The sequence below is a fragment of the Thermogutta sp. genome (assembly GCF_014359955.1).
Classification (GTDB): Bacteria; Planctomycetota; Planctomycetia; order Pirellulales; family Thermoguttaceae; genus Thermogutta.
The window spans coordinates 1-5455 of the sequence record NZ_JACIYL010000247.1; the positions used below are offsets into that span (position 1 = coordinate 1).

General features: G+C 57.9%; 3 protein-coding genes. 2 read left to right on the forward strand and 1 reads right to left on the reverse strand.

The features are described from left to right. The coding region (locus H5U08_RS09205; protein ID WP_297032369.1) for a tetratricopeptide repeat protein at window positions 1–3568 on the forward strand (3568 nt) is incomplete at its 5' end. A gap of 245 nt (window positions 3569–3813) precedes the next feature. Then, window positions 3814–4140, forward strand: coding sequence for a hypothetical protein (locus tag H5U08_RS09210; RefSeq protein WP_297032370.1), 327 nt, complete (start codon window positions 3814–3816; stop codon window positions 4138–4140). Window positions 4141–4286: 146 nt separating this feature from the next. Here the strand turns inward: H5U08_RS09210 and H5U08_RS09215 are convergent, their stop codons facing one another. Continuing rightward, complete coding sequence (locus H5U08_RS09215) at window positions 4287–4502, reverse strand: hypothetical protein (protein WP_297032371.1); 216 nt, start codon at window positions 4500–4502, stop codon at window positions 4287–4289. Between the last annotated feature and the right edge of the window lie 953 nt (window positions 4503–5455).

Sequence of the window (5455 nt, forward strand, 5' to 3'; positions counted from 1 at the left end):
CGTTGCGCTCGATCCCCGGCGAGCCGACGGCTACACCTTGCTGGCGGCAATTCAGGCGGCTCAGGGCCATCCCGATGAGGGCATGGCCACTCTTCAGAACGCCCTGAAAAAGGTGAGCGACAGGGCAACCGTACTGGCCAGCCTGGCAGAGATGAGCCTCAATCAGGGAGACGAAAAAACCGCTGAAAATGCCATCGAAGAGCTGAGTCAAACTCGGTATCCACTTTCGCGGCTGGAATGGTTGAGAGCCCGACTGCTCCTGGCCCGGGGGCAATGGTTTGAGGCCGCACGCAAATTGGAAGTCATCCGACCGGATTTGACCAATGTCCCTGACCTGCTCAAACAGGTCGATTTTTACCTGGGGCTGTGTTATGCGCAGATGGGCAACATGGACCAGAGTCTGGCATCGTATTCCAAGGCGGCCACGGAGGATCCCCTTTGGCCCCAGGCTCGGCTTGGGCGAGCGGCAGCGTTTCTCGAGCTGGGCCGCGTGGACGACGCAATAGAAGAGTATCGTGCTCTGGTCCGGATGGGAAAGGCAACACCCGCTGTTATTCTCGATCTTTGCCGATTGCTCATCCTCAACAACCTGGGCCAACCACGGACACAGCGAAACTGGCAGGAGGTCACGCAGCTTCTGAGCGCATTGGAGAAGGACGCTCAATTTCGGCCTCAGGCCGCAGTTCTGCGAGCGGAAATCGCCGTGGCCGATAATCAGCTGCAACAAGCCGAAACGATCCTTGAGCAGGCTCAAAATGAAGATCCGGATCGCGTGGAAGTGGGCCTGGCCAGGGTGGCACTCGCCCAGCATCTGGGGCAGTTCGCAGAAGCCGAAAAATTACTGCAAGAACTAACCGCAAAATTCGGAGAATCGGCCGAGATCCTGGTCAGCCGTGCTCGGCTTGCTGCCCGCCGGGGCGAGGAGCAAGCCAAACAAGTTTTTCGCGAAATCGCCAAAGCTGCTGAGAAACTGTCAGACGAAGATCGGCAGCGAGTTTTGAGTGTCCTGGTGGGCTATTCCATTCAGTTCTCCGATTTCGATGCCGCTCGACAGTGGTGCGCTGAGTTGAGCCGTCTGGCGCCGAACAATCTGAAAGTGCGGCTGCTCCTTTTCGACCTGGCCATCCGGGCCCAGGATGTGGCCAGCTTGAAGCCTGTTCTCGACGAGATTGCGCGGATCGAAGGTCGCGGGCCTATCTGGCATTACGGGGAAGCCGTCCGACTGTTTCTCGAGTCCAAGGGTGAAAACCGCGATCAACTCCGCCAGGCCCTGGACCATCTGTCAAGGGCGGGTGTGCTCCGGCCCAACTGGATGCGGGTGCCTGCCCTCCAGGGACAAATCTACGACCTGCTCGGAGATACGAGCGCAGCCATCAATGCGTACAGCCGTGCTATCAGTTTGGGAGATCGCAGCATTCTGACGGCGCGACGACTCGTGCAGTTACTGTATGGCGAGCAGCGTTTCCTCGAGGCGGATAAAATCATCCGCACCCTGGAAGAACAGCAGGCGCCTTTCTCGTCGGATCTGGAAAGACTCGCCTCGACGGTCTCCCTGCGGTTGGAAGACTACGAACGGGCGCTCGAGCTGGCCAGACGCGCAGCGTCCACGTCCCAGGATTACCGCGATCACGTGTGGTACGCCACAGTTCAGGCCGTCCTCGGACTGCGTTATCGAGCGGAAGGTCGTACCTCTGAGGCAGACGCGGCCCTTGCGGAAGCTGAGAAAGAATTTCGCAGAGGGGTCGAGCTGGCTCCCGAATCAACTGATGCCTGGGTCGCGCTGGTACAGTTCTATGCGCGGATCGGGGATCAGACCAAGGCGAAGGAAACTGTCGATGAAGCCCGGCAGAAGATCAAAGGCGGGATTGCCCCGCTTGCGATGGCACAGGTTTTTGAAGTGCTTGGCCAGCTCGACGAAGCCGAAAAGCAGTACCAGGAGGCCCTCGCGAGTTCGCCCGACAACCCGGCGATCATCCGGCAGGTGGCTGAATTCTACCTCCGCACCGGCCGTGCTGACTCTGCCCGCGCCCAGTTGGAAAGAATCACAACCGGACAGGTTCAGGCACCTGAGACGGATGTCGTGTGGGGACGGCGGAGTATGGCCCTTCTCCTTGCCGCACAGGGAGGATACGAGAACCTTCAGAAAGGATTGGAACTTATTCGGCAAAATCGTGTGGCCGGTCAGCAGCCCTCGATTCAGGACCTTCGTGCGGAGGCCCTCCTGCTCAGTGCCCATCCCCAGCGGAAAAAGCGGATCGAGGGGCGCGAACTGCTGGAAAAGGTCGTCAACGAATACAGCGGAGCCACGCCGGAAGATCGATTTATACTGGCACAGCTCTACATGGCCGACGGGGATATTTCCAACGCCGCCCGGCATATGCGAACACTCCTCGCTTCCCACGGGAATGAACCCCGGTACGTGCGCCGCTACGTGACCTTCCTTCTCGATCAGTCGCAAACGGCGGAGGCCGAAGTCTGGCTTGGCCAGCTCGAAAAGCTGGTTCCCAACGACATGTCGGTCGTGGCACTCCGTGCCCGATTGTGGACGATGCAGGGACGTTATGACGATGCGCTCAAGTTGCTCGAAGACTTTGCCAACCAGACGGACGAAAAATCGCCGGGAAAACCCTCTGATGCGCCTTCTCCCCAACAGCAAAGCGAAAAAAAGGTTGCAGCCGGCACCCCTTCCGGGGAAGCTGGTTCCCAAACCCTCTCCGAAGAGGAACGGCTCCAGCAGGTTCGCTGGGCTTTGGCAGGAGACACGGCGGAATATCTTGCGGGTTATCTGACCCGCAACGGCAAGCCTGAGGAAGCCAAGCGCTTTGTGGCCGCGGCCGAAGCAATCTATCGCCGATTCGTCGATAAGAATCCCGAGGCGGCCGTCCTCCTGGCTGCTTTTCTTGCCCGCCATGACCGCGTTGCTGAATCGCTCGATCTGCTGGAGAAGAACTGGCAGAGCGCTGATTTGGCGCTCGTTCGGGTGGCCACCACGGTCATCATGGGGCGTGTGTACCAGGACCGAGCGGCTGCAGACCGCGTGGAAAAAATCGTGCTCGCCGCCCTGCAAAAACACGACCGCCCGCTCTCTCTGCTTCTCCTCCTGGGCGACTTTTACGGACTCCAGGAGCGAATTCGAGAGAGTGAGCAAGCATACCGCGAAGTCCTTAAGCGTGATCCCAAGAACATCGTCGCCCTCAATAATCTCGCCGCTGTTTTGGCGCTTCAAAAGACGAATGTGGACGAGGCCGAAAAGCTCATCAAAACAGCCATCAACATCGCGGGTCCGGTTGCCAATCTACTTGACACCTACGCGATGGTTTTGATGGCACAGGGCAAACCGCAGCAGGCGGCCGCCGTCCTTCAGGAAGCGCTGGACGACCAGCCTTCAGGGATTCTCTATTTCCATGCCGCGCAGGCACTGGCCCAGCTCGGAAAAAACAAAGAGGCAGCGGAGGCTTTTCAGGCAGGTGTCAAATTGGGACTCAAAAAAGAATCTCTCCATCCTCTGGAACGATCCCACTTTGATGAGCTGGCACGAAAGCTCGGGCCGCTGGTGGCCGCCTCGTGAGTGGTGCCCCGTGGAGAGCTACTGTCTCATTTGCATGACATAACTTGCTTTTTTCTCCGGTCGAATTTGCGCAACGCGAATTGCTTACCTATTTCGCGCAACCACCGCAGGACCGCCTCGTCCCGGCTGAATGAAAGACGGTCGAAGAGAATGGTCGATAAGTGTCATATCACGGCTTCCAATCAATCGGGGTCGGAACCTCGGTTTCTGCACAACCTGCCCTACAGCATCAGGATCAGCATCCCATGATTGCGCCGCGTCAACCTTTCCAGGATTTGCCGCAAATTCCCGAGCAAGTTCGACAGTTTGTTTATCAGACCCTGTGTGAGACCAATCAACTGGAGCCAGGGGTTTTCCCCATGCAGGAGAGCTACTTTTTTCGCAAAGGGGCTCCCTGTGCAACCCTCTTTTGTGTGTATGGCCCGCGACTTATGAAAGTCATGGCCATTTGGGACCTCGAGAAGCAGGACGTTCTATTCTACAACGCAGCAGGACAGCGCTACCTGGTAGCGCGCGCCCCGACCGCGTCACAGTCTTCTCCCGAACTTTCCGAAAACACAACGCATTCGTGAGCCTTATCCCAGCCTTCCCAAGCTGATCAGTCTGACAAGAAAAGACAAACCCGCCGAGCAGCGTCTGTCCTGTCGGTTCGAGATCGAGACCAGGGACAGAGTAGGACTCGGCGGGCTCTCGGGCAGCTCGCGAAAAAAGACAATACTCAGTCGCGCGGCTCCACTGCGCCGGTCAGGCCGCTGTAGTCGCTCCGATCCAGCGGATGCCAGAGCGGAAGGCCTTTCCGGACGCGCTCCGCCAGCACTTCCAGCTTAGCCCGAGAACCCGCGGGAGCATCGGTGGGAACGAATTCGTCGGTGGGAACAGGATCGAAATCCTCATCGTGACCGAATTCGCTGATGGCATCGAAAACGTTTCGCATGGGACACCTCTCTTTCTAGGTTCACTCCAAGGAACCACCAAACAAACACCCGAAACCAACACAACCGACTTGGCTACGAAAAACGGATGGCCGATCGAGCCATCGCCCCACAGTTCAATTGGCCTGCCACCTTTTCGGGATGGTCCCCACACCGGGTTTTTTCACGAAGGCTTTTTGCGAGCCCCACAACGCCATGTGATCGACGTCGGTAAAGCAGACCTTACTTTGACAAAAACAGTCTGCCTGCCGAGTCACGGAAATAAAGGGTTGTTCGCCTGTGCGGAGCTGCCTTGCGCCGAAGGAACTACAGACAAGGCGGATAACTACGGTAGGATGATTTCGAAACTCGCCGCCTTGGCAAGCCCGATTGGGCGACCCAAACCGATCACAGGCCAACTGGGCTCAAAAGGGGCGAAGGTACAACCCACCCCCACCCCGTGTCAGCTCATTGTATAGAATATCGGCGAGGTCTGTCAATACCCTGAGCGCCGGTCCTTTTCGACCTCGCGCTTTTCAGTATGCCCAAAAGCAGCTCCCGTGGCAAGCCCCGGGTCCGAAAATTGCGGAGTTCGGACACAAGCCAGGGCGACTCCGGCCATCACAGGCCTTCTCCCGAATGCCCCAGGACAATTTCCACGCACTCCCGGCATCAATCGCCGGCGGGGTCTGCCGATCGGGAAAATGTGCATTAGATGGGCAATGATGAAGATTTTTTGTGGAAAGCGAATGCTTCTTAGGTGTCCGCCAAGCTCGCATGCCGCAGACAGCGAAATACGAACCAGGTTATTCTTAATCTGGTACCTCGCCTTCAAGGTTTATCTTGACCCCTGATATCAGGGAGAGTATCGACTGTCTGTTGTGATGATGTGCGGGACCTGGCCGACACCTGTCCGCCCCTGGGTGTGGCTGAGGGCCGCTTTCCAGTTCCGCGACCCACCGGGCCAGGTCGGTGA